Source organism: Cupriavidus neocaledonicus, assembly GCF_000372525.1.
GTDB classification, from domain to species: domain Bacteria; phylum Pseudomonadota; class Gammaproteobacteria; order Burkholderiales; family Burkholderiaceae; genus Cupriavidus; species Cupriavidus neocaledonicus.
Genome location: NZ_AQUR01000103.1, coordinates 184,570 through 208,447, shown reverse-complemented (window position 1 = coordinate 208,447; position 23,878 = coordinate 184,570). Strand labels below are relative to the sequence as shown.

At 64.7% G+C, this 23,878-nt stretch carries 15 protein-coding genes; 3 read left to right on the top strand and 12 right to left on the bottom strand.

Annotation, left to right across the window (positions count from 1 at the left end; translation table 11 throughout):
- The first annotated feature begins 49 nt into the window (after nt 1–49).
- The 3 genes from tssM to A3AG_RS0122190 are packed head-to-tail and all read left to right on the top strand — an operon-like array spanning nt 50 to nt 5,873.
- Nucleotides 50–4,012 (top strand): type VI secretion system membrane subunit TssM, encoded by a 3,963-nt coding sequence (gene tssM / locus A3AG_RS0122200; RefSeq protein ID WP_018007546.1) that lies wholly within the window; start codon nt 50–52, stop codon nt 4,010–4,012.
- Complete coding sequence (tagF, locus tag A3AG_RS0122195; RefSeq protein WP_018007545.1) at nt 4,009–4,998, top strand: type VI secretion system-associated protein TagF; 990 nt, start codon at nt 4,009–4,011, stop codon at nt 4,996–4,998. Before tssM ends, tagF begins: the two co-directional genes overlap by 4 nt.
- Nucleotides 4,999–5,000: 2 nt before the next feature.
- The gene (locus A3AG_RS0122190; RefSeq protein WP_035849417.1) at nt 5,001–5,873 is read left to right on the top strand and encodes an OmpA family protein; all 873 of its coding nucleotides are present in this window, start codon (nt 5,001–5,003) and stop codon (nt 5,871–5,873) included.
- Nucleotides 5,874–5,926: 53 nt separating this feature from the next.
- On the opposite strand, the gene tssA is transcribed toward A3AG_RS0122190, so the two are convergent.
- The 12 genes from tssA to tssB all read right to left on the bottom strand — a co-directional run bounded on the left by tssA (nt 5,927) and on the right by tssB (nt 23,847).
- Nucleotides 5,927–7,018, bottom strand: a complete 1,092-nt coding sequence (gene tssA, locus A3AG_RS0122185) for a type VI secretion system protein TssA (RefSeq protein WP_026164395.1) — start codon at nt 7,016–7,018, stop codon at nt 5,927–5,929.
- 101 nt (nt 7,019–7,119) lie between these two features.
- Nucleotides 7,120–8,259, bottom strand: coding sequence for a DUF6708 domain-containing protein (locus tag A3AG_RS0122180; RefSeq protein WP_018007542.1), 1,140 nt, complete (start codon nt 8,257–8,259; stop codon nt 7,120–7,122).
- A gap of 26 nt (nt 8,260–8,285) precedes the next feature.
- Nucleotides 8,286–10,961, bottom strand: a complete 2,676-nt coding sequence (locus tag A3AG_RS0122175) for a T6SS effector BTH_I2691 family protein (RefSeq protein WP_018007541.1) — start codon at nt 10,959–10,961, stop codon at nt 8,286–8,288.
- Nucleotides 10,958–12,034: a DUF4123 domain-containing protein gene (locus tag A3AG_RS31890; protein WP_081610766.1), complete on the bottom strand. Its 1,077-nt coding sequence runs from the start codon at nt 12,032–12,034 to the stop codon at nt 10,958–10,960. The genes A3AG_RS0122175 and A3AG_RS31890 overlap by 4 nt, the downstream gene beginning before the upstream one ends.
- A gap of 45 nt (nt 12,035–12,079) precedes the next feature.
- A complete protein-coding gene (locus tag A3AG_RS0122165; RefSeq protein ID WP_018007539.1) occupies nt 12,080–14,875 on the bottom strand; it encodes a type VI secretion system Vgr family protein in 2,796 nt (931 codons plus the stop codon).
- A gap of 40 nt (nt 14,876–14,915) precedes the next feature.
- Entirely contained in the window at nt 14,916–17,645 is a 2,730-nt protein-coding gene (gene tssH, locus A3AG_RS0122160) for a type VI secretion system ATPase TssH (RefSeq protein ID WP_018007538.1), read from the bottom strand.
- Nucleotides 17,646–17,725: 80 nt separating this feature from the next.
- Complete coding sequence (gene tssG, locus A3AG_RS0122155; protein WP_018007537.1) at nt 17,726–18,817, bottom strand: type VI secretion system baseplate subunit TssG; 1,092 nt, start codon at nt 18,815–18,817, stop codon at nt 17,726–17,728.
- The gene (tssF, locus tag A3AG_RS0122150) at nt 18,781–20,628 is read right to left on the bottom strand and encodes a type VI secretion system baseplate subunit TssF (protein WP_018007536.1); all 1,848 of its coding nucleotides are present in this window, start codon (nt 20,626–20,628) and stop codon (nt 18,781–18,783) included. The genes tssG and tssF overlap by 37 nt, the downstream gene beginning before the upstream one ends.
- Nucleotides 20,629–20,716: 88 nt before the next feature.
- The gene (gene tssE, locus A3AG_RS0122145) at nt 20,717–21,190 is read right to left on the bottom strand and encodes a type VI secretion system baseplate subunit TssE (RefSeq protein ID WP_012355845.1); all 474 of its coding nucleotides are present in this window, start codon (nt 21,188–21,190) and stop codon (nt 20,717–20,719) included.
- Nucleotides 21,191–21,250: 60 nt separating this feature from the next.
- Nucleotides 21,251–21,754: an Hcp family type VI secretion system effector gene (locus tag A3AG_RS0122140; RefSeq protein WP_012355844.1), complete on the bottom strand. Its 504-nt coding sequence runs from the start codon at nt 21,752–21,754 to the stop codon at nt 21,251–21,253.
- Between the two features lie 94 nt (nt 21,755–21,848).
- Complete coding sequence (gene tssC / locus A3AG_RS0122135; protein WP_020384475.1) at nt 21,849–23,339, bottom strand: type VI secretion system contractile sheath large subunit; 1,491 nt, start codon at nt 23,337–23,339, stop codon at nt 21,849–21,851.
- Nucleotides 23,332–23,847 (bottom strand): type VI secretion system contractile sheath small subunit, encoded by a 516-nt coding sequence (tssB, locus tag A3AG_RS0122130; protein ID WP_012355842.1) that lies wholly within the window; start codon nt 23,845–23,847, stop codon nt 23,332–23,334. The genes tssC and tssB overlap by 8 nt, the downstream gene beginning before the upstream one ends.
- Between the last annotated feature and the right edge of the window lie 31 nt (nt 23,848–23,878).

Here is a 23,878-nt window from a genome sequence, read left to right as displayed (position 1 = left end):
ACCCGAACCGCGCCCCCGAATCCCGTATTGCTCCCGAGCCAAAGGCAACATGCATCGCATCCTTAACTTCCTGACCCACACACGCACGCTGTCGGTATTTGGCGTGGTCGTGCTGACCGTCTTCCTGTTGCTGATGGCGCAGACTTTAGAAATCGGGCTGGCCTGGGTCGCCATTGTCCTGGGCGTATTGCTGCTGGCGTGGCTGGCCACCTACCTGTGGAAGCGCTGGCGCGCGCGCCGGGCCAGCGGCAAGCTCGAGGGCATCCTCGAGCAGCAGGCCGACATGGCCGCCAAGGCCGCGCCGCCCGACAAGCGCGACGAGGTCGAGGCGCTGCGCACGCGCCTGGCCAGCGCCGTGAAGACCATCAAGACCTCGAAGCTGGGGCAGATGTCGGGGAGCGAGGCGCTCTACGAGCTGCCCTGGTATATCGTGATCGGCAACCCCGCGGCGGGCAAGAGCACGGCGGTGCTGAACTCGGGTCTGCAATTTCCGTTCGCCGACAAGAACAACGCCGTGATCCACGGCATTGGCGGCACGCGCAACTGCGACTGGTTCTTCACCACCGAAGGCATCCTGCTCGATACCGCTGGCCGCTATGCCGTGCATGAGGAAGACCGGCGCGAATGGCTGGGCTTCCTGGACCTGCTCAAGCGCTATCGGCCCAAGGCGCCGATCAACGGCATCGTGGTCACGGTCAGCATTCCGGAGCTGACGCAGAACCGGCCCGAGTTCGCCATCAACCTGGCCAAGAACCTGCGCCAGCGCGTGCAGGAACTGACCGAGCGGCTTGAAGTATTCGCGCCGGTCTACGTGATGTTCACCAAGGCCGACCTGATCACCGGCTTTACCGAATTCTTTGGCGACAACGAGAAGCAGGAGCGCGACCGCGTCTGGGGCGCCACCCTGCCCTTCGCTCCCGAAGAGCGCCGCGACGTCGCCTCTGTATTCGACCAGCGCTTCGACGAACTGTGCGACGGCCTGAAGGAGATCAGCGTGGCGCAGATCGCGCAGCACCGCAACGGCAAGCTGTCGCCGGGGCTGCTGAGCTTTCCGCTGGAGTTCGCCTCGGTCAAGCCCACGCTGCGCGCCTTCCTGGTCACGCTGTTCGACGAGAACCCGTTCCAGTACAAGCCCGTGTTCCGCGGCTTCTACTTCACCAGCGCTGTGCAGGAGGCCAGCACCACCAGCGTCTCGGCCGAGCGCATCGCGCGCCGTTTCGGGCTCAAGCTGGAAGGCGTGGCCGGCAACCGCGAGGTGTTCTCGAAGAACGGCTTCTTCCTGCGCGACCTGTTCTCGAAGGTGATCTTCGCCGACCGCCGCACCGTGCGCCAGTTCGCCAGCCCCGCCAAGACGCGGCTGCGCTTTGCCACGTTCTTCGGGCTGGTGCTGGTGCTGGGCCTGCTGCTGGGCGGCTGGACCTGGTCGTTTCTCGGCAACCGGCAGCTGACCGCAAACGTGCAGGCGGACCTGGACAAGATCGTCAAGATGCAGCAGAACCGCGTCGACCTGCAGGCGCGGCTGGAAGCGCTGGACATCCTGCAGGACCGCATCGAGCAGCTTGAGCGCTTCCGCGCCGACCATCCGCTGGCGCTGTCGCTCGGTCTGTACCAGGGCGACACGCTGCAGCACAAGCTGCTGGACGAGTACTACAACGGCCTGCGCCAGGTGATGCTGAAACCGGTCGGCGGGGCCATCGAGACCTTCCTGGCAGAAGTCAACGCCCATCCCGAGCAGCTTGCGCCGATGGTGCGCCCGCCGGAAACCGGAGCAGTGGCCGCGACGTCGCTGGCGTCGACAGCACCGGCTTCCGCGCCCGCTGCCACCGCCGCCACCGCTGCGACAACCGCCGCGCCCGCCGCTGGCAAGCGCTACACCGACGCCTCCCCCTCCAACGTGGAAGACGCGTACAACGCGCTCAAGACCTACCTGATGCTGGCCGACAAGCGCCATGTCGAGGTCGCGCACCTGACCGACCAGATGACCCGCTTCTGGCGCGGCTGGCTCGAAGACAATCGCGGCAATATGCCGCGCGAGCAGCTGATCCGTTCGGCGGAGCGCAACCTGTCGTTCTTCCTGGCCCGCGTCAATGACGACAACTGGCCGCTGCTCGAAGGCAACCTGTCGCTGATCGACCAGTCCCGCGAGAACCTGCGCCGCGTGGTGCGCGGCATGCCCGCGCGCGAGCGCGCCTACGCCGAGATCAAGGCCCGCGCCTCCACCCGCTTTGCCCCGATGACCGTGGCCCGAATCGTGGGCGACACCGGCGCCTCCGTGGTCGCCGGCAGCTACGCCGTGCCCGGCACCTTCACGCGCGAGGCCTGGCTTGGCTACGTGCAGCCTGCCATCCGCGAGGCCGCCAGCAAGGAACTGCAGAGCAAGGACTGGGTGCTCAACGTTGCCGCGCGCGATGACCTGACCCTGGAAGGCAGTCCCGAGCAGATCCAGAAGACGCTGGTCACGATGTACAAGACCGAATACGCGCGGGAATGGCAGCGCTTCATGCAGGGCGTGACCATCCAGGATTTCGGCAGCTTCGAGCAGGCGGTGGCCAGCATGAACCTGCTTGGTGATCCTGCAAACTCGCCGATCCGCAAGGTGCTGGACACTGCTTATGAGCAGACCTCGTGGGACAACCCGTCGCTGCTCAATGCCGGCCTGAAGCAAGCCAAGTCCGGCATGCTCGACTGGTTCAAGCGCCTGATCTCGCGCGGCACGCCCTCGCAGGTCAGTGTCAATGTCGATGTCAGCGGCGCCAATACCGCCGCGGGCGCCATCCCGATGGGCCCGGTCGGCAAGGAGTTCTCGGGCCTGGCGCGCATCGTCGTCATGCATGACAACAACTCGATGCTGCGCGGCTATATGGAGTCGCTGTCGAAGGTGCGCACGCGCTTCAACCAGCTCAAGAACCAGGGCGACCCCGGCCCTGGCGCACGCCAGCTGATGCAGCAGACGCTGGATGGCAATGGTTCGGAGCTGTCCGATGCTCTGAAGTATGTCGACGAGCAGATGATGACCGGCCTCACCGACAGCCAGCGCCAGGCACTGCGGCCGCTGCTGGTGCGCCCGCTGCTGCAGTCTTACGCCGTGGTGATCCGCCCGGCCAGCGTCGAGATCAACAAGGTCTGGAACGCACAGGTGTACCAGCCGTTCAGCCAGACCCTGGCGACCAAGTACCCGTTTGCCTCGGATGCCAAGATCGAAGCCAGCGCGGCGGAAATCGGCCAGATCTTCGGGCCGGAGGGGGCCATCGCCAAGTTTACCACCGCCACCATCGGTCCGCTGTCGGTGCGCCGCGGCGACATGCTGGCCGCGCGCACCTGGGGCGACCTGGGCCTGACGCTGGCGCCGGAGTTCACCACCAACTTCACGCGCTGGGTGGCGCCGCTGACCGGCGGCGCGGCGGGCGGCGGTGGCGGCGCCACGGCCGCGGCGGCCCAGCAGACCGTATTCCAGATCCTGCCGACGCCCGCGACCGGCACCACCGAGTACACCATCGAGATCGACGGGCAGCAGCTGCGCTATCGCAATACGCCGGCGCAGTGGGCCAACTTTGTCTGGCCTAACCCGCAGGGTTCGCCGGGCGCGAAGATCACGGCGACGACCTTCGATGGGCGCTCCGTCGAGCTGCTTAACGAGCCCGGCCGCTTTGGCCTCGAGCGCCTGATTGCGACCGCTGCGCGCAAGCGCCGCCCGGATGGCGCCTTCGACCTGACCTGGAGCCGCGACAACATCGCGGTCAGCGTGGCATTGCGCATCATCAGCAGCCCGCAGACCGCGGGCAACGCCAGCGCATCCGACTCGCCGCAGAGCCAGGGCCTGCGCGGCCTGCGCCTGCCGACCGCGATCGCCGACGCCAATGCGCCGCTCAATACCGCGACGCCGCCAGCCGCTTCACCGTCGACTTCGCCCGCGGCAGCGCCGTCCGCCCCGCCTGTCCCGAACCCGCAGGCCAGCACGCCGGGCAGCGCGCAGGCCTCGGCCCAAGTCAACCAAGGAGGTACGGCGCAATGAGCCAGCCGACCCAACTGCAGCTGTCCTATTTCGGCAAGCTCCCTTCCCGGGGCGACTTCGTCAAGAGTGCCAATAACACCCAGCTGCTCGATACGCTGGACCGCTGGCTTGCGCAAGGCATGGAACTGCTGGCCGAAGACCCGGCCTGGAAGGCTTGCTATGACGCGTGGAAGCCGATGCACTTCGCCTTCCTGGGCTCGCAAAGCAAGCTCGCCATTGCGGGTGTGCTGATGGCCAGCAGCGACCTGTCGTCGCGGCGCTTCCCGTTCCTGACGGCAGCGGCGATGGAGGTGGAGCGTCCCTTGCAATTCATCGCCCGCAGCCCGCTGGCGCTGGCCCGCCTGTGGACGCGCGCCGGGCAGCAGATGCATGCGCTCGCCCAGGCCTCCGATGCCACCGAAGGCCTGCAGCAGCTGGCCCAGTCCCAGCTGGGCGTGGAAACCGGTGCCGGCGCCCAGACCCACGACGCCAGCTTTGCCGACTTCATCGACTTCCAGACCGTGGCCGGCCTGGAACACATGCTGGCCGGCCAGGGCCAGCATGTACGCTTGCGCCGCACGCTGCTGGCGCTCGGCATCCTGCTGCAGCCGCTGATGTCGTCCGGATCGTCGCACCTGGAAAAAGGCCTGACCCTGCCGCTGCCCGCCGACCCGCTCTACCGCAGCCTGGTCGCGAGCTTCTGGCTGGAACTGGTATCGCGCTTCCTGCACCGGGCCGACTTTGAACTATCGATCTTCCTCGGGCAGATCGGCGGCAACGAGCGGCTGGTGATCGGCTTCAACGGCGCCTCGTCACGCACGCTGCACGGCGTGATCTCGCCGCTGGCCTATGCCGAGCAGAACATCAATATCGATGACCCGGAATGGGTCGAGCAACACGTCAACGGAGACTACGGCATGGCCAAGTTCGTCAGCTACATGGACCAGCCGCAGCTGTCGCTGCGCCTGGCGCTCGACACCTTCCGTGAAGTCTTTGCCGGGGAATGAGCATGGGTGTCAATGCAGTACGCAACCGGGCGGCCCACTTCAAGGCCGCCTCCGCCGCCGTTCGAACACGTACCCCTGCACTGGCCGCGGGCTTGCTGGCCGCGCTGGTCATGCTGCCCGGCCATGCCGCGCCCGGCGATCCCGGCACCACGGCCACGCCTGCCGCGCCGGCGGCCGCCCCTTCAGGCCGCGTCGTCGCAGGCGGCGCGGTCCCTGACGAAGCCACCAAGGCCAGTGTGCTGGCGCGCCTGCGCGAGCTGTATGGCAGCGCCAACGTGGTGGACCAGATCGAAGTCGGCAACGTGGTCTCGCCCCCGAACTGGTCGGCCAATGTGCAGAAGATCCTCTCGCCGCAAATCAAGCAGGTCAGTCGCGGCCAGCTGAGCATCGATGGCACGCAGGTATCCGTGCACGGCGACGTGCGCAACGAGGCCCAGCGCCAGCAGATCGCCAGCGACATGGCCACCGGCCTGGGCCAGAGCTATACGGTGAAGAACGGCCTGCGCGTGCCGGCCTCGGAACAGAACCTGCTGGACCAGACCCTGGCAAACCGGATCATCGAATTCGAGACGGGCGCCGCCACGCTGACGCCCAAGGGTCGCGCCATCCTCGATGAAATGGCCGCGGTGCTGCCGCGCCTGAGCGGCCGCAAGATCGAGATTGTCGGCCACACCGACAACTCCGGCAGCCGCGCGCTGAACCTGACGCTAAGCCAGGCACGCGCCGAGACGGTGAAGAACTACCTGATCGGCAAAGGCGGGGAGCCCGGCATGCTGACTGCGGTGGGCGTGGGGCCGGACCAGCCCGTGGCACCGAATGACAAGGAGGAAGGGCGGGCGAAGAACCGGAGGATTGAGTTCCGGGCGGGGCAGTAATCCAGCATTGCTGTGTCACGCCGGCGCATCGATACTGCCGGCGTGGCCTGCGACTACGCGTCGTTGTCGGTGGAAGGATCCGCGCTAACGCCCAGCAGTTCCTCGATCTGCGACAGCGTGGCATCGTCCTTGACCACCGTACGCAGCCACGCGTGCAGCGGCATGTCGCCCCACTTGGCAGCGCGCGCTGCAAGGTAGGCTACCGGGCTGTGCGGTTCCGTGCGGCGGAAGAAATCTGCAACCTCGCGCAATTGGGATAGAGCCTGTGCGCGTGTACGGATGGGGCCTGCATGCACAGTGTCGGCGGCGCCGACCGGCGCTGTGGCTTGCCCAGCCTGCACCACCGCCGACGATGCTGGCGTCACATCAGCGCCAGCGGCCTTTTCCGCTGGCTTGCCGACAAAACGCTCCACCAGCGCACGCACCGCCTCCAGCTCCTCCCGTGCTTGCCGGAAGCTTGGTGCATGCTCGCCAGCCTGCTCGTCGAGCACATCGCTCAGCTGCTTCAGCGCAGCCTCGCAAGCCACCAGGTCCGCGTGCAGGGTCGAATAGAATGCCGCAGGCGTCTTCTTGCGCGCTGCCTCGAACTGCTCTTGGCTGACCTTGCCCTGTGCCAGTTCATCCGCCTGCTCAGGGTCGCGGCGGATCGCTTCGGCCAGGTGCGTCGCGACCTCCCAGTCAACGTACGAGTAGCCGCCGGCCGATTCATCGACCAGCGGAATCTCGCGGATCAGCTGGCTCGATCGCCCTGCCAGCCACGTTACGCTGCCGGTGCGGTAGTCGACATCATCGGCTTCCATCACCGGGTGCAGGTGATCCCAGTACTGGCTGCAAAGTTCCGCCGTCAGGTGATAGCCGTCGCGCAGCCCGGCGAACCCGCGTACCTTGGAGAGCGCCTCGGTCAGCCAGACCGCAAGGCGAAGGTCCTTGGTTCGGTCCTGCAGCAGCGCGGTGGCGATGCCGATGACCTCGCGCCAGTCAGCCTCCTTGATATCCGTCACCCAGTCACCCTGGTCCAGTGACGGGTCATCGAAGCGGCGCGCCTCCTGAATGCGGTCGAATTCAGCAGAGAAGAGCAGGTCTTCACCACAGGGTTGGTCGCCAGGAAGGGGGGCAAGCAGGCGGTCGAACTGGAGGGAAGCCATGATGGTCAATCAGCTTTGGAAACAAGGGGTAAGTGTACCGCTGGAAGGGCAATCTAAGTCTCAAAGTGTTACCCATCGTATCCAAATTACAAACAACGAAGCTAACGCGCCATCGCCTCGTCGAGGCCCTCTGCAGTACCCCAGTGCCTCATGAACTCCACTTCATCTGCCTGGGCCAGCTTGCCTTCTGCGCGATACACCATCGCAGTCATCACAGCACCTGTCTGCACCGGCCTATCCTCTGGCTCTCCAATACCCGAATCGCTCTCCCAGGCCTTCGGAAAACGCGGCCACGCGCAAGTGGATTGCGCCAGGGCCATATACAGGGGTAGATAGAACGACGCATCCATCTCCAGCCTGCATTGCGCAGCGCTTGGCATTCCGCAGTAGGTGCTGTAGGCAGGTGGCAGGTAGCGGGGTACCTGTTTGAATGTCGTCGGCGCATTGGGTGGGATCACGTCGACCGAAGGACCTTCCTCCATATATTGGCGAATGTATTCCCACAGGCCTGCAACGCCGTCCGGGTAGTATGCGGTCGTCGCGGACTCGATAAAGATAACGTCCTCGCCGTCCGCGGCGGGATCCTCAGCATTGAATGGCGGGTGGTAAAGCGCCAGTGGCTGGGCCTGCTTGTAGCGGACCACTTTGGGCTCCATGCGTGCGGGAAAGGGCTTCAGCACGGCCTCCAGCCGGCCCCATGCAAACACCTTGTTGCCGCCACAATAGTCTGGGCGCAAGACATAGACCTGGCGCGTCTTGCGATTGAACCGAATACGCCCGCGCAGGGGGCCGAAGAATGCCGTACGCCCTCCCAGACCAACGAACATCATGATTACGAGGAACACGAAGCCGGCCAAGAGGAACAACAAAATCGTCCAGCCTCCGATCACCAACGGAAGCATCGCCGATTCATAGGGCTCGGACCAGCCCAGGAAAAATATCCTGCCAGACAGCAGCGGGTGGAGAGCCAGGCCATACCAGACCCAAACCGTGAACAGGCAGCCAAGCAGTACCAGCAACGCCCATGACGTCACCATGCTCTGCACACCGAAGCCCGGGTTGGCAAGTTCCAGGTAGGCATCGTTCTGCGCATAGACGCATCGGCCAGGGACAAACACCCCTTCAGCCGCGCCCGCCTCGTTGACACGCCAGCGGCGCTGTCCTTCAATGTTCAACAATTCACGGCCCTTGGCGACGGACCGACGCCTTGCGCGTGCGTATTCGTATTCGCGACCGAACATGAAATTCCTTGTAAATCTGCCCCGGCTTAACCGCCCTGCAATTCAGCCTGTGCGTTCGCCAACTGCTGCAGGGTATCCTTCAGATTATCGTGGATCGGCGACTTCCGGTCCTTGTTGCGTAGCTTGTTCAACGGATTGTCCTGCAACCAGTTGACCCATGGCTCGTCGCTCAATGCCCAGATGGCAACGATAGCGACCACGGCGACCACCGCGCCAATCAGGCCAAATACCGCGGCCGCAGCGGCCCAACCGGCCGATATACCCGCCGCAGCGCCTCCAGTCATCAGCGCCACAATGCTTGCCCCGGACCCCGCGATCGTGAACAGCGTCCCGACAGCACTGACGATCTGCGCCAGCATCAGTCCATATTCCTGCCGCTGCGCCGACTTGACCGCATCCATGGAGTCAAGGACCATGGAAATCACTGCTGCCGGCGCCAGGAACTTGAACGCGGTCACGCGTAGTGCTTTGAGGTGCCGAACCTGCAGACCTTCAAACGTACTACGCATCCCCGGAGCGGTGAACAAGTCATGCGCCTTGACGCTCTTGAAGATCGTCTCTTCGTAGGCTTTGGCACGCCAGTCCATGACACTGCCAATGCCTTGCAAGATGCCACCGACCATGTCGGTCCCGCTTCGGGCATCCATTTTCACACCGAACTGAACACCCTTGATAATTCCTTGAGCTACGTCCAACACACCTGCCAGCGCTGATGCTCGCGCGTTGGGAACGACCTTCGCAGCTGCAGCCGGAAGGCCTCGCCTCACGCGGACTGTTGCGGCATTCTTGGCGTTCCTGAGCCGGTCTCGTTCGGCCTGCGCCAACTGTGCGGCATGGCGGTCTGCCGTGCTGCCAACTGTTGCAACAGCAGTCAGGGAAAGAAGACGTGTCAGGGCCGCTTCGGCACGCGTCACCGGCATCCCCTGCACGGTCTGCACCATCTTGACACTCATCAAGCTGGCCACATGTGCCGGCCACGCAAGCTTCTGCAGCTTGTCGCTCTGACTGATGGCCGGAAACTCATCCAGGAAACCCAACGCCTTGTCGCCAAGCGCCACGCGTGCGCCAAATGGCTTGAGCCAGTTGGCTACTTTGTCGGCAATCGGTGTCGTAGGATCGACCGATGGAAGCGTCACGCTGCCCTCACCCATGATCTCACGCATGGCAGCCTTCAGTGTGCCATTCCCGCGCGTCAGCATCAAAGACAGCGGCTTTCCATCGACCAGCTTGGCCGCCTTGATCCATGCGTGTCCGGACCGGTTGCTCTCCGTGCCGGCAAGCGCATGTGCCAGTTGTTTGGACAATGCTGCTCCACCTCCCAGAGATCCGATCCGGTCATCGGCGGCACTGTAGCAATTTGCAACCGTAAGCAACGCCTGGCTGTTCAGCCACGCCACCTGGTCCTTGCCCAGATTGGCTCGAAGTTGCGCGTCCAGCTCAACCTGCTTCCGTTGTTCCTCCAGAATTTCCTTGCCCTTTGCCTCGTCATAGTACTTGCCGTACTCCGCCTCTCCGGCAGCTGCGGCGAGTGCCCGCTCACGGGCCAGTTGCTCTTCGCGCCGGCGCATCATCATTTCCTGCTGCTGCCGGCGCATAGCCTCGTCCGGATAGATCATCGGCGGCATGCGCTGAATAACTTCCATGCGCTGCTTGATATCCGCCTCGGTGCGAGCAACGGTGCCCTCCTTAATCAGCTTCCGGAGGCTTTGGGCGGCAACCGCCGTCTGGCACACCCACTCATTGCTGATGCTTTCGTGCAGGCCATTCGCGCTTCTGGCCTGCCAGGCGGTATAGGCCACTTGCGCTTCGGCCTGCAGATGCCCGAGTTCCTGGCAAATTCCAAGCGGATCCTCGCAGGCAACGACCGCTCCTTTTCCTGACATCAGCATTTCGCGCATGGCCAGTAGCCGAGTCGCATGTGCCTTGCCATAGGTTGGCTGCTTGACCGTCATCGGAATGGTTTCGGTCGCGCCGACGGGGCTGATGTAATCGTACGAATACACGGGCATTTCGACGTCTTCAAGGTAGTCGCCCCAGCCACGCTCCCTGGCACTGCTGCCCATCAGACCATACAGCAGCGGCTCGCACGCATCGCAAATCTTGAGCTTATTGGAGAACGCCCCGTAGTCCAGCATATCTGCAAATAGATTCTCTGGCTCCGCGGTGTCTTTTTGCGCGTGGTTGCCCGTGAACCATCCCTTCGCGTCAAAGCTCTGCATGTAAGTATCGAGCTTTGCCTCTACCTCGCGCTTGAGATGCCTGGGGTCCAGCAGGTCCGGATGGAACATGTACCAGACTTTCGTGACCTCAGTCGGCTTGTCGATCCAGACCAGACTGTTGTTTGCCTGGCGTGGCCCGCGGGCGCAGGCGATCTTCACCTTTGCCGTGGCGGGAAGCATTACATCAAACTTGTTCAGGAACCCTTGCGGATGCACGGCATAGCCTTCCCATGCCTTTCCGGTCAGACGCTCTATGCAAAGATACAGGTACCCTGCCCGCAGCATTCGCAGGTTATAGGCAGCCTTATCCAGCCCGATGCCTCCCGGCTCGGTCTGCAGATGGCCCTTCGGCGTATATCGCTTCAGCAATGCCATCGCGGAAGCCTGCGAATGGTAGGCGACACCATACCGTCCGAACAGGATCGGCAACCCGGTACGGGAGCAATTGGAGCACGGCGTCTTGCAAGGCTGGCTTGCGGTCATGGGATATTCCTCTCCAGTACGGATTCATGAAGCAGGCCGGCAAACGACGCCTCGGGGTCGGACTTCAGCCGCTGCAGTATCCCCGCAAGGCGTTCGCGCAGCCCGGGCTGATCCCAATTCAGGGGCACGGAGCCTGTGCGCGCCAGCCAACTTTCTCGCACAAAGGCTTCCAGGCAGGCACCTGCCAGACCTGCTCCAATACCTTGCGCCACCATGCTGCTCATCGTGATGCCATCAGGTTGCAAGGCCACGTCAACTTCGTCTGCTGCCAGCCGCTGCCATACCTTGCTGGCGACGGGGGAAGCATCAGCCCATGACCATTGTTCGTCATCGAGCAGGCGGCTGAACAGCATGCCAGCCGCCGCCCGCACCGCCTGTGGCTTGGAAACGTGCTGCCATGCCGGCGCGGCGGTGGCGGTCGGGATGCCCTCGATTAGTTCATCAGGATCCCACGGCTCCCACGGCTGCTCCAACGACCACCAGTTGTCGATCGGCCCCATCCAGGCGGACTGCTGGGCCGCAGACAGATGCTTCCACACGCGTTGCATGACACGGGGATCGTGATAGCGGAACAGCCGCGCTGGCTCCTCCTTGCCCCGCATTTGGAAGCCCAGCCGCAGCAGATGCGCTGCGACGGCATGTCCAGGTGCGCGGCTAACCAGCACACCGCACAGCGGCTGCCGCACCATGCGTTGCCTGGACGCGAGCCAGGCCATGGCCAGATGGCTGGCCAGCCACTGCTGCGCCTTGGCCTCGGCGAACGATCCGGGTATTGCACATTGCATGGCCGGCGGCAGGGGAACGAGGCACGGTGCACTACCCGCCCTGCCTTCAAAGAATGGATCCGGCACTGCGACCCTGGCCTCGGCATGTTCCGCAAAATCAAGGGCAAATGCCTCACCGACGGGATTGTCTTGCCAGCTGTCGAGCAGCAGCCACGCAACCGGCGCCTCATCGCTTTTGCGTTCGCCATCAAGGCCCGCCGAGGCCTGGCAATGCTCGGCAAACATGCGTGCTAGCGCCAGTGTTTGTAGATACAGCGGAGTTCCTGGCAACGCGAGGTCGGAAAGCATGGGTTTTGACGTGATAATCTGTAAGGTTAGTCAGCCTGCAAGCGATCAACGGGAAACCGACGCCAGACCCAGGTTAGCGGCCTCGCCCTCCTGGATGTCGCATCCCTTCATCGCCCCCTTCGGCAACCCCGCCTCCGCCCCACTTCCCCCCGGCCCCACAAACAAATGCCGCGCCCCCTTAAACGTAGTCATCCCCGGCGCATGCACCTCAATCGTGTTCCCCACCACCCGAACCTGCGCCCCCGCAGCATTCAGCAACACATGGTCCTTGGCTTGCACCTTCACCGCCCCCTGCGACGACGAAACCGTCACCAGCTTCTCCGCGGCGATGCGCCCCTGCCCCTGCAGGCTGGCAACTACCACTTTCCCACTCGCTGCGTGCATGGCAATACCCGCGCCGGAATCTCCACCAGCCTTGCCGTGTGTGAACAGGCTCAGCCCGTCCGCAACCGCCACTGACAGATTCCCGCCAGCCGCCACATTGGCATCCTTCTGCGCGGCAAGGGTCAGTTGCGTACCGGCGATCAGCACAGCATCGGCAGGCGTGGTCGCGGCAATGCCCTTGGGTGCGGAGACTTGCAGATGCGGTTCGTTGTAAGCCGTGGCGCTGGCCTTGCCGTCTGCGCCAGCTTCTGTATGGCGCAGGACTTCGGTGGTGTGCTTCAGCTGGACAATGGCCGGCAGTTCCGCTGCGGCGGGCTCTTCCGGGAGGTTCGCCTTCTGCTTGCGCGCGACGTCTGCCAGCGAAGTCAGCAGATCGGTGCTGGCCTCTACCTGCGCAGCGGCTGCTTCGCTGTCGAGCAACGGCACGCTGGTGCCCGCGTCGTGCGCTGTCAGCAGCATGCCCGCACCGCCACGCAGCGCGCCGCTGTCCGCAGTTTCCAGCGCGGCCCCGTGGCCGAGTGCAGCCTGCCGGGCGTTGTCGCGCTGTTCCAGGTGGTGACCGAGCGTCAGTGCGGAGGCAGCCTGTGTGGTCGACAGCAGCGTGCGGCTTTGCCCGGCGGTGTCGTCAAAGACCAGCTGGTTATAGCCACCGGTACCGTTCTGGCTGTTGCCGAGCGCCTGTGTCTTGATGCCGGATAGGACCGCGTTGTGGGCGTGTCCTTGCTGGCCATTTGCCTGGCCGGCGCTGTCCTGCTTGCCATCGGCCGCTTCGGTGCTGCCTGCAAACCAGGCCGGCGCATTGCCGGTGGCGTTGGTAGCGCCAGTCTGATTCTGGTTGTACTGGGCACTGGCCTGGCCGCGGCCGTTGTACGCGGCGCCGATCACCACCGGGCGGTCGATGTCGCCATGCTGGAACTCCACCACCACTTCCTGGCCGACGCGCGGCAATGCCACGCCGCCCCAGTTCGCGCCGGCAACCGGGGTCGCTACACGCACCCAGGTGCCCAAACCGGCTTCGGCGCGGGCGTTGTCGTCGCCCGCGGGATGCGCCAGCCGGCTGGCCGAGCGGGCGCCGCGTTGCCAGTGGAACTGGACCTTTACCCGATGGTCGCGGTCGGTATGCACGGGACCGTCGGTGCCGATGACGATGGCGGTCTGTGCGCCAGTGACGGTGGGTCGCGGGTGTAGTTGCCGGCCTTGTCCGTCAAGCTGCTGCGGGCGGTATGGAAGCCTTGCCGGCACAACCGTAAATTGGTTGCGGTAGAACGGCACGTCCGCGGCGGCCGACGTACTTTCAGCTGGCGCCGCAGCAGGCAGGCCTGTCCCGAGCAATTGATCGATGACGCCCCGGAAGCGCTCGTTCAGGTTGTTGCGGGCGGCATGCGTCACCGCCAGGACGACAAAGCGGCGCTCGTCGTCTCCTTGCACGCGCTCGTAGTCATAGTGGCCGGTCAGCACGAAGCGGCTGGCGGGCGCCAGCGTGCGCACGCTGCCCTCGCCAGAGAACGACAGGCGCCGGACTTCCAGCGCCTCCACCAGCTGCCGTGCATGGCGCTGCGCCTGGTCGCCGTCTTCGAACCAGTATTGGCCGGGATAGTCGGTGTTCTGCAGGGCCGGGGCAGCGGAATTGCCCTCGGCCGGCGCACCGGCCTCGGCGCTGCGCACCGCCTTGGCGCGGTAGTCCCAGCTGGCCACGGCGACGGCATTGGTCTGCAGCCTGCGCGCGCCTTGCCAGCGGTCGATCACGTCTTCGGCAGCGGTGGCATCGGCGCGGCCGAAGCGGATGCTGGCCTGTTCGTTGTCCTGGAAGACATCGTTGGCATCGGCGATCACCATGCGGTGCGTGCCGAGCGCCTCGCCGTCGCCGGCTTCATGTTCGAAGTAATAGAACAAGCCTTCTTCGGCGAGCAGGCGCGTCACAAAGTCGAAGTCGCTCTCTTCGTACTGCGTGACGATGCTGCGGCGCGGATAGGCCGAGGCGTCGCGCAGCGCCCAGCGCCACGCCGGCACCAGCTTGCCCTGGCCGTTGTAGTCGCCGAACACGCTGTCCACCACGTCGACCACCGACATGTCCTGGAACAGGAAGCTGTCGCGGCGGTGGCGCAGGAATGCCAGCCAGGGTTCCACCACCATCCGGTAGCGCGCCAGCCCACCATTGGCGCCCACGCGCTCGAAGCGCGTGACGTGGCCATGGAAGGGCCGCAGCGTGGTGCGGCTGCGCTGGGTCAGCAGGTCGACGCGCACGGCCTGGCCCAGCAGGCTTTGCGCCTCGATGCCGGCGTTATCCGATACCGCCGTCAGTTCGATGCGAAACCCGCCGCCGTCCAGCTGCTCTGCCGCCTGCAGCTGCTCCGGCATCAGCGCGTCTTGCCCAAGGGGCGTCTGCAGGCGCAGCAAGCGGTTGGCCTGCGTGAAAGCGGCGCCAAGCAGTTTGGCCAGGTCGGTCGCTGAAACCATGAATTACTCCCGCGATGTCACCAGTCTGCGCATGCCGATATCAGCTGATGCGATACTTGAACTCACCGTTCTTGCCCGTGGTGACCTTGATCTTGTCGACGCCGCCGCCTTCAGCCATGCACACCAGCACGGTCTGCGCGATTTCCGGAAGCAGCGTCCCGTTCAGGATTTGGTCGACCGCACGCGCACCGGCATCGACTTCGGTGCAGCGCGCCAGCACCGCCTCGACCAGCGCGTTATCCCACTGGAATTCCGCCTTGTGGTTGGCGGCCACACGGTCGCGGATGCGGCCCAGCTTGAGCGTGATGATTTCCACCAGCACGTCGTCCGGAATCGGGTAGTACGGCACTACCTTGGTACGTCCCAGGAAGGCCGGCTTGAAGGCCTTGTACAGTGTCGGTCGCAGCATCTCGGCCAGGGCGTCGGCGTCAGGCAGTTCCTCCGCGGGCTTGTTCAGGCAGGCCTGCATGATGGCCGACGAGCCGACATTCGACGTCAGGATGATGATGGTGTTGCGGAAGTCGATGGGCCGCCCTTCGGCATCGTCCATCTCGCCCTTGTCGAACACCTGGAAGAACATCTCCAGCACATCCGGGTGGGCCTTCTCGATCTCGTCCAGCAACACCACGCTGTAGGGGTTGCGGCGCACGGCCTCGGTCAGCACGCCGCCCTCGCCATAACCGACATAGCCCGGCGGCGATCCCTTCAGCCCCGACACGCTGTGCGCTTCCTGGTACTCGCTCATGTTGATGGTGATGAGCTTGCGTTCGCCACCGTAGAGGATGTCTGCCAGCGCCAGCGCGGTTTCGGTCTTGCCCACGCCGGACGGGCCGGCGAACAGGAACACGCCCCGCGGCTTGTTTGGATCTTCCAGGTTCGCGGTGGCGGTGCGCACGCGCTGGGCGATTGCATCCAGCGCATGGTCCTGGCCGATCACGCGCGCGGCCAGCAAGGGCTTCAGGTTCAGCACCGTGCGCAGCTCATCCTTGACCATGCGGCCAAGGGGAATCCCGGTCCATGCCGATACAATCTCCGAAACCACGTGCCCGTCGACCTGCAACGGCACCATCGGCGCTTCACCCTGGAGCGCACGAAGCTCCGCCAGCAGCCGGTCGAGTTCGTCGGGTTCCGCAGCCGCAGCAGCTGCCTTGCGGCTGCCCTTGCGCGGCATTGCCACCACATCGCTGTTGGCGGCCATGGCCGGCTCGGCTGCTTCCGTCTCCGCATCGTTGCCCTGCTCTCGTGCCGTACGCAGTGCCTGGATGCGCGCCACCAGCTCGCGCTCCTGCGCCAGGCGCGCATCGGCGGCGGTCACGCGTTGCTCCAGTTCGGCACGCTGTGCTTCCAGCGTTGCCAGACGCTCCGCGTGCGCGGCGCCGACGCGCTGCTCGCGCTGCAGCGCAGCCAGTTCCACGGCCAGGCGCTCAAGCGCCTTGCGATCGTCCTCGATCGGCCCTGGCGTGGCGTTCTGCCCCAGCGCCACCTTGGCGCAAGCAGTATCGAGCACGCTGACCGCCTTGTCCGGCAGCTGGCGGCCGCTGATGTAGCGATGCGAAAGGCGCACCGCCTCGGTGATGGCTTCGTCCAGCACGCGCACGCCGAAATGGCGCTCCATCAGCGGAACCATGCCGCGCAGCATCGCTGCAGCCAGCGTCTCGCTGGGCTCGTCGACCTTGACCACCTGGAAGCGACGCGCCAGGGCGGCGTCCTTCTCGAAGTACTTCTTGTACTCGCTCCAGGTCGTCGCGGCGATGGTTCGCAGCTCGCCGCGCGCCAGCGCAGGCTTGAGCAGGTTGGCGGCATCGTTCTGCCCGGCCTGCCCGCCCGCGCCGATGATGGTATGGGCTTCGTCGATAAACAGGATGATGGGCTGCGGGCTCTTGCGGACTTCCTCGATGACGTTCTTCAGGCGATTCTCGAATTCGCCTTTCACGCTGGCACCGGCCTGCAGCAGCCCCATGTCGAGCGTACGCACGGTCACGCCCTGCAGCGGCGGCGGCACGTCGCCCACCGCAATACGCTGCGCAAGGCCTTCGACCACCGCGGTCTTGCCGACGCCGGCCTCGCCGGTCAGGATTGGGTTGTTCTGCCGGCGCCGCATCAGGATGTCGATGACCTGGCGGATTTCGGCATCGCGCCCGATCACCGGGTCGATACGGCCATCGCGGGCGGACTGGGTCAGGTCGACGGTGAACTGGTCGAGCGCCGGCGTCGCGGTCAACGCGGGCGCCGCCGTGGCACCGCTGGCGCTTGCCGTGGTCCCGCTGCCATCGGCCATGTCCACCGCCTGCTCCCGCTCTTCGGAACCGGCGGTCAGCTTGTCAAAATCATGCTTGAGGCGGTCCGCATCGAACTCCGCAAAGCGATGCGAGCCGCGTACTGCCAGCGGCGCCAGCGCCGGCTCTGTCAGCAAGGCCAGCAGCAGGTGGCCGGATCGGATGCGGGTCGTCTGGGAGTCGAGCGACGCGATCAGCCACGCATGTTCGAACAGCTTCGGCAGATACGGCGAAAAAGCCGGCGTGCGCGTGTTGCCGTCCTTGAAGCGCGCGATTTCCGCTTCCAGGTCGCGCTGCAGCGCCGAGGGATCGATGCCGCTGGCACGCACGGCCACCGAGAAATCGCTGCGCGCGTTTTCCAGCAACGCCAGGAACAGGTGCTCCAGGTCGACCTCATAGTTGCCGCGCGCCATGCACAGCGACGCGGCGCGCTCTGCGGCCTGCCGGCAGCTTGCATTCAGTTTGGCGATCAACGTCTTGAGGGGAATGGCCATGGCGGCTTGGGCTCCGGTAGGTGTGAATCGCGTTGGTGGCGCGCGTTAGTGGCGAAATCGTGACGAAAGCAAAGCTGTACTCAATGCACGGGCGCAAGCGTGTAGCGCGCATCGCTGCGGTCCTGGCGCGCGGGCCTGGTGCTGAGGAAGGTATCCCAGCCAAGCCTGCCGCTGCCTTCGGCGCCAAGCGCGCAGCCGGATACGTCGCTGGCGCGCAAGATCAGGCCGACTTCGTACTCCAGCGTCGCACCGCACAGCACCGTCACCATCTTGCGCAAGGCCAGGGCGCCTTCGGCACCCGGCAGGAAGTTGCGATACTGTTCTCGGCCCACCGGCCCCATCCAGATCCGAACGCGCAGGTCCCGCTGCCAGACGCGGGCCCCGGCAAGTGCGGTGGCGCCCAGCAGATTGTTGGTGCCGCCAAGCCGCGAATACTGCGACGGCGGCACCTGGTACCAGCCGCCGACGAACTGCTCCACGCGTACTTCAGCCCGGAAGTAATCGGACAGCACCTGCTGCAAATAGGCGGCCGATACCGGCCGGTGGCGCGCGGCGGTGGCATACCCGGCCAGCGCTTCGTCATGCACGACCCCCGCCGTGGCTGACAGGCTGCGCCGCATGGACTTGTCCGACATGCCGGCCAGCGACAGCAGCAGTGGCAGGTAATGCCGGTTGCGGTCGACTTCGTGCTGGAACGGCAGCCGGTACTTTTTCCACGCCTGGTAGAACAGCGCCGTCGCGCGGTTGGAGAAGATATCGAAGAAGGCGCGTGCGGCACGGTCGCGGCGCAGGGTTTCGCGCTCCGCCACGATCTCGGTGTAGTGCAGCGGCAGCGCGCCCTGCGCGCCCAGCATCCCGAAGAAGGTGGGAGTGATCGACACCTGGTCCAGCGCACCATCGGCCAGGGCCTGCGCAAAGGCCGCATCGCTATCCAGTTCCCCATTCAGCGCCGTGGCGGCCTCGATGGACTGCAGCTCGCTCGGCGGGAACGACAGCGACAGGGTATTGCGGAAAGCGACGCGCGTGGCCAGCACCTGCTCCGGTGTGCCGGCACCTTCGCGCGCATAGTGGAGCTCGAGCAACCGCACCGCCTGGAAGAACTCGTAGCGGTAGGGTTGCCGCAGCAGCGTGCGGATTACACCAGGATCGATTCGCCGCTGCGGGGTGCGCATCTTGCCAGTTCCTTGCCGCCGCGGCGCGATACCGCGACCAGCTGCACAAAGCTGTTCAGGTGGACATACAGGCCAAAGAAATGATCCATGACCCGGATAAAGCGATGCAGGCCGGTGCCGACGAAGGCATCCTCGTCCAGCGTCAGCTGGATCTCGAGCCCGCGCACAAAGGTGGCGAACGGCTTGCCGGCCAGCCACTGCGTCGTCGGCTTGTAGTCCAGGCCGACGATGCCTTCGATCTGCCGCGCCGAGATCGCGCTGCGCGGCAGGTCATGCAGGCGCAGCATCTCCTTGAGCGTGGCCAGGCCGTTCTGCACCAGGGACAGGTGATTCAGCGCCAGCAGCGAAACCAGCCGCCACTGCGACGAGCGCCCGCTGCTCAGCCGCATCGACGGCGTCGGCTTGCGCAGGAAGCTGATGCGGCGCGCGATCGAGCTGCCCTCCATGGTCAGGTCGCCATCGGGCTGCCCGAACGCCAGCAGCGCGGGCAGGTCGCGGTTGGTGCAGGTCACGCTCAGGCTCAGCGTTTCCGTGCGTGGGCTGGCGGGATCGAAGTCCGAATCGACGATGGAGATTTCGGTCTCGAAGCCCGGGCTGCGTTCCGCTACCAGGGCATTGCGGCGGGCAATCCAGTAGTGTCCGGCGCTGCCCGGATCTTCGCCGTGGTGCAGAGAGTAGAACGGCCGGAACTCCACCACGTCATGACTGGCTGCGGTTTCGCGCACAAGTTGCACCTGGTCGATCGAATAGATCTCGAAACCGTGTGCGCGGCGGCTGTCGGCCACCACCGGATAAGCAGTGGCGGTATGCTCGATGCGGATCGGGTCGGCTTTTTGCCGGAACAGGTTGACCACCGGCGTGCAGTGCAGGCGCAGGTGAGCCGCGCCAAGCCCTTCAAGCAGACGCGCGGTGTTGCTGTCGCTGCGCACCTCGGTCAGTACCAGGTGCAGGGTCACGCGGCGCACAGCGCCGCCGGGCACCAGCGCCCGCTGCACCGGGTCCAGGTCGAGATCGAAGAAGTTGAATTTCTCGGCAAAGCCGAAATGCTCGCTCAGCAGGCGGTATGCCGGATGCGAGCGCGCGGGGGTGTCGATCAGCGCCTCGTCCGCGCCGAAACCCACTTCGCGCAGCGGCGCCCGCTGCAGGCGCTTCCACACACCGGGGCGCTCTTCCACATACGCCGCAGCCACGTGCAGGAACAGTGCGTCGCCCAGCGCCGCCACGAATGACGGTTCGCCGTCCAGGTACACGCGCACTGCCTGGCGGCCCAGCGCATCGAAGCCGCCCTGCTCGCCCAGGTACTCCAGCTCGATCGAGATAGCGCCCGTCGCCCCCTTCGGCAAGTTCACCGTCGATGGCGCGGACACCGCCCGCTCAAAGCCCGCGGCAGCGACGCGCAACGGCAGGAAGGTCACGTCATAGGCCGTGCGGAAACGGCACTCCACCTTGCGCACCGGGCGCGTGATCAGCAACGTGCCGCGCGGCACCGTGACCGGCGCGCTCAACTGCGCCGCCATGCCGGCCACGTCGAAATGCGCAATGGAACAGGACGGAAACGGGCTCAGGTAGTGCGGATACAGCACCTCCAGCAGCGCTTCGGTGAATTCGGGGTACTCGTCGTCGAGCTTCTTGCTGATGCGGGCGGACAGGAAGGCGAACGATTCGATCATCCGCTCGACGTGGGGATCGTCGCAGCCATCGGCCGACATTGCCAGGCGCGCCGCAATCTTGGGATAGCGCTCGGCAAAGTCGCGCGAATACCGGCGCAGGAAGGCCAGTTCGCGTTCGTAATATGGCAGCAAGTCTTCCATTCTGTGTGGCCGGTGGTGACACTAGTAAGGCGGATACGCAGCGATGAGGTCTGTGGCTCCGACGGCCAACCTGACCCGCCGCCGCGCTTCAGCCCCGCCCTCGCGTGACCGAATACTGCAGCGTCGATGGCTGCAGCATGGCATCGAAGCTGACCGGCTCGCGCGCGGGCCCCACCAGCAGCACCGCGCTGATGCCAAAGCACAGCACGCTGGTAGCCCGCTCGTTGACCGACAGCGCGACGTTGACGTTCTGCAAGCGCGGCTCATGGCGCTCGATTGCATTGCGCAACGACTGGCAGATGTACTGGCGGTCATCGAAGCTGGCCAGGCTCAGCCCCGCGAAATCATTCAGCCCATAGGTCAGCAGCGACCGCCGGCATTCGGGCAAGCCGTTGAAATCGGCATCCTCATGGACGATGCGCGTATTCAGCAGCGACTCGATGTCGCGGGCAACCGTTGCCTTCAGCTCCTCCAGCGACAATTGCCGCAGCGCGCTGGGCAGCGGCGCGTGCGGCTCGTCGTCGAAGAGCTTGTCGAGCAGGCTGGGCTCAAAGCCTTTCATGGGAGCGAACAAGCAAATGCCGCGGCAACGCTGCCGCGGCAAGGCTTGACTGCAGGAACGTCAGACCGAGTAGGTCTTGTCGTTCTTGGTCAGGCTCCAGGCGCCCTGCGAGTTGCCGCCCTGGTTGCCGCCGATCTTCTGCTGCGTGTACTTCCACTGCACGGCAGCGTACTTCAGCGTGAAGCTGTCGCTGGGGATGCCCTCGGCAACCACGTTGGCCGACACCGCGCCCAGGATGGCGTTCTTCAGCTTGATTTCCAGGTACTTGACGCGCTTGCCTTCACCGTCGGCCCGCAGGAAGTCGATGGTGACTTCGTCGAACGTGGTGCCGCCCGATACGTGCTGGTACAGCAGCGGGCTGACCACGTCCAGATCCTTGGTGAACACCATCTCGCCGTGCTCGCAGCGCTCGGCGGTATGGCCGCCCGCGGTGGACGCGGTGGCCGAACGCGGCTGCGTGATGCTGTGCTTCCAGGTGTTGACCTCGATCCAGTCCTTGTGGTCCTTGTCTTGCGATTCGCCCTTGATTGCCGGGCTGCCGAACTTGACGTAGATATCCTTCATGGAAAGACCCTCGATGAAAATCGCTATTTAGGCTTCTTGCCAGTTTCCTGGCATTGCTAGGTACTGCGCCCGCATTCCCCCGCAGGGATCACGGTCAGGAGTTTGCCGCTTTCGGCAAATCCGCAACCAGCCGCAGCGAGATCGAAAGTTCGTCAAGCTGGAAGTGCGGGCGCAGGAAGGCGACGGAGCGGTAGGTGCCCGGCTTGCCGGGTACCTCCGACACCTGGATCGAGGCTTCCCGCAGGGGGAACTGAGCCTTCTGCTCCTGGCTGGCGTTATCGTCCAGCAGAACGTATTGGGAGATCCAGCGGTTCAGGAAGCTCTCTACGTTCTGCGCTGAGGCAAAGCTGCCGATCTTGTCCCGCATCATGGCCTTGAGGTAATGCGCCACGCGCGACACGGAGAAGATGTACTGCAGCTGAGCCGACAGCACGGCATTGGCATTGGCGCTGTCGGTGTTGTACTTCTTGGGCTTTTGCACCGACTGGGCGGCGAAGAACGCGGCATAGTCCGAGTTCTTGCAGTGCACCAGCGGGATGAAGCCGAGGTCGCTCAACTCTTTCTCACGGCGATCGGTGATGGCGATCTCGGTCGGGCACTTCAGTGCGATCTCGCCATCGTCGGTCTTGAAGGTATGCGTCGGCAGGTCCTCGACCAGGCCGCCGCCTTCGACGCCGCGGATGGCTGCGCACCAGCCAAAATCCTCAAAGGCTGCGGTCAGACGCGCGCCGAAGGCCCAGGCGGCGTTGCACCACAGATATTTGCCATGGTCGGTGCCGTCCACGTCTTCGACGAAATTGAAGCCCTCGACCGTGGTGCCGTCCTTGGGGTTGTACGGCAGGCGCCCCAGGAAGCGCGGCATGGTCAGGCCGACGTAGCGCGAATCCTCGGATTCGCGGAACGACTTCCACTTGGCATATTCGACGGTATCGAAAACCTTGGCCAGATCGCGCGGCTTGCCTAGATCGGCGAAGGTTTCCAGGCCCAGCAGCTCGGGCGACGCCGATGCGATGAACGGTGCGTGCGAGGCCGAGGCCACGTGCGACATCTGCTCGATGAAATACACGTCCTCGGGCTGGCGCGTGATTTCGTAGTCGCCGATCAGCGCGCCGAACGGTGCGCCGCCAAAGGTACCGAACTCTTCTTCGTAGACCTTCTTGAACAGCGCGCTCTGGTCGAAGTCGATGGCGGTCTTGAAGTCACGCACCAGGTCGCGCTTGGTCGCGTTCAAGGCCTTAATCTTGATCATCGTTCCGGTCTGCGTTTCCTTGACCAGGTATGACAGACCGCGCCACGTGCTCTCCAGCTTCTGGAACTCTGGCGCATGCATTACGGCGCTAAGCTGGGCCGAGATCAGGCGATCCAGCTCGGCCACGCGCGCATCCAGCGTCGCCGACAGGTTGTCGGACACCACCACGGTGCCGTCCAGCACCTGGCTGACCAGCTCGCCGATGATGTCCTTGGCGCGCGCATGCTCGGAATCCGACTTCGCCACCTTGCTTTGCTCGACGATCTCGTCGAGCAGGTTCAACGTGCCGACAGCCGCGCCGGGCTGGGCAATTGCAGCGGACTGGTTATCAAGCATCGTCGCCACCGTTCCTGGCATTGGCACCGAGCTTTTGCAGCGACTCGGTATTGGTCAGCACTTCCGAGAGCAGGTCTTCCAGCTTGTCGTTGCCGGCCAGCTTGTTGCGCAGGTCGGCCAGCTTGGAGCGGGCTTCGAGCAGCTTGCGCAGCGGCTCGATCTGCTCGACCACGGCTTCCGGATTGAAGTCTTCGAGGGAATGGAACTTCAGGTCCACGCCGAACTTGCCGCCTTCCTCGGAAAGCGTGTTGGGCACCTGGAATGCCGCGCGCGGCTCGATGCCCGCCATCACGTCGTCGAAGTTGTCGCGATCGATATTGACGAACTTGCGGTCGCGCAGCTTGGGCTGGGCCACTTCCGACTGGCCCGACAGGTCTGCCACCACGCCAACGACAAAGGGCAGTTCCTTCTGCTCGATGGCATCGCCCTTCTCGACGTCGTACGTCAGTTGCACACGCGGGGGACGCACCTTCTGCAGGCGCTTCTGGACACTTTCTTTCTTGGCCATCACTACTCTCCGATCTGGCGGAATCCGGTCT

Coding starts and splice junctions, on each gene's coding strand:
- tssM (WP_018007546.1), top strand. CDS start 50: ATGCATCGCATCCTTAACTTCCTGACCCACACACGCACGCTGTCGGTA.
- tagF (WP_018007545.1), top strand. CDS start 4,009: ATGAGCCAGCCGACCCAACTGCAGCTGTCCTATTTCGGCAAGCTCCCT.
- A3AG_RS0122190 (WP_035849417.1), top strand. CDS start 5,001: ATGGGTGTCAATGCAGTACGCAACCGGGCGGCCCACTTCAAGGCCGCC.
- tssA (WP_026164395.1), bottom strand. CDS start 7,018: ATGGCTTCCCTCCAGTTCGACCGCCTGCTTGCCCCCCTTCCTGGCGAC.
- A3AG_RS0122180 (WP_018007542.1), bottom strand. CDS start 8,259: ATGTTCGGTCGCGAATACGAATACGCACGCGCAAGGCGTCGGTCCGTC.
- A3AG_RS0122175 (WP_018007541.1), bottom strand. CDS start 10,961: ATGACCGCAAGCCAGCCTTGCAAGACGCCGTGCTCCAATTGCTCCCGT.
- A3AG_RS31890 (WP_081610766.1), bottom strand. CDS start 12,034: ATGCTTTCCGACCTCGCGTTGCCAGGAACTCCGCTGTATCTACAAACA.
- A3AG_RS0122165 (WP_018007539.1), bottom strand. CDS start 14,875: ATGGTTTCAGCGACCGACCTGGCCAAACTGCTTGGCGCCGCTTTCACG.
- tssH (WP_018007538.1), bottom strand. CDS start 17,645: ATGGCCATTCCCCTCAAGACGTTGATCGCCAAACTGAATGCAAGCTGC.
- tssG (WP_018007537.1), bottom strand. CDS start 18,817: ATGCGCACCCCGCAGCGGCGAATCGATCCTGGTGTAATCCGCACGCTG.
- tssF (WP_018007536.1), bottom strand. CDS start 20,628: ATGGAAGACTTGCTGCCATATTACGAACGCGAACTGGCCTTCCTGCGC.
- tssE (WP_012355845.1), bottom strand. CDS start 21,190: ATGAAAGGCTTTGAGCCCAGCCTGCTCGACAAGCTCTTCGACGACGAG.
- A3AG_RS0122140 (WP_012355844.1), bottom strand. CDS start 21,754: ATGAAGGATATCTACGTCAAGTTCGGCAGCCCGGCAATCAAGGGCGAA.
- tssC (WP_020384475.1), bottom strand. CDS start 23,339: ATGCTTGATAACCAGTCCGCTGCAATTGCCCAGCCCGGCGCGGCTGTC.
- tssB (WP_012355842.1), bottom strand. CDS start 23,847: ATGGCCAAGAAAGAAAGTGTCCAGAAGCGCCTGCAGAAGGTGCGTCCC.